Genomic DNA, 534 nt, shown 5'->3' with positions numbered 1-534 from the left:
AGGAGTATGGCATCGAGTCAATGATGCTAACAGGAGATCCAAGTCCGCAAGCGCTCGTAATGGCTAAAGATTTGGGAATGCAGTCTGCTTACAACGGTTTATCGCCAACCGATAAGGTTAACCACTTACAAAAACTGCAAGTTGAAGGCGCAGTCGTCCTAATGGTCGGCGATGGTATCAATGATGCCCCTGTGTTGGCAGCAGCAGACGTGTCGACCTCGATTGCTGGGGCCGCAGATTTGGCACAGGTATCTAGTGACAGTATCATATTGAACGGTCAAATCGATGCAATTACTGCCGCCAAACGTATCGCTGATAAAACCGAACGTATTATTAAACAAAACTTTCGCTGGGCTCTCGCTTATAACGGTATTGTGTTAATACCAGCGGCCCTAGGCTATGTTCCGCCTTGGCTTGCTGCTATTGGCATGTCGCTAAGCTCATTATTGGTGGTATTAAATGCGCTGCGTTTAAAACGAGCTTAACCTATATTTTCATCTGGCAACTGCTATCATCTAGTGACTTCAGGCTTAT

At 46.3% G+C, this 534-nt stretch carries 1 protein-coding gene; it reads left to right on the top strand.

The features are described 5' to 3' along the window. On the top strand, positions 1-485 hold a 485-nt coding region (locus ACS8FD_RS24135; RefSeq protein ID WP_439277708.1), incomplete at its 5' end, for an HAD-IC family P-type ATPase. Positions 486-534 lie beyond the last annotated feature (49 nt).

It is taken from the genome of Psychrobacter sp. 1U2 (assembly GCF_051847575.1).
This window is presented reverse-complemented; position numbering and strand designations above follow the sequence as displayed.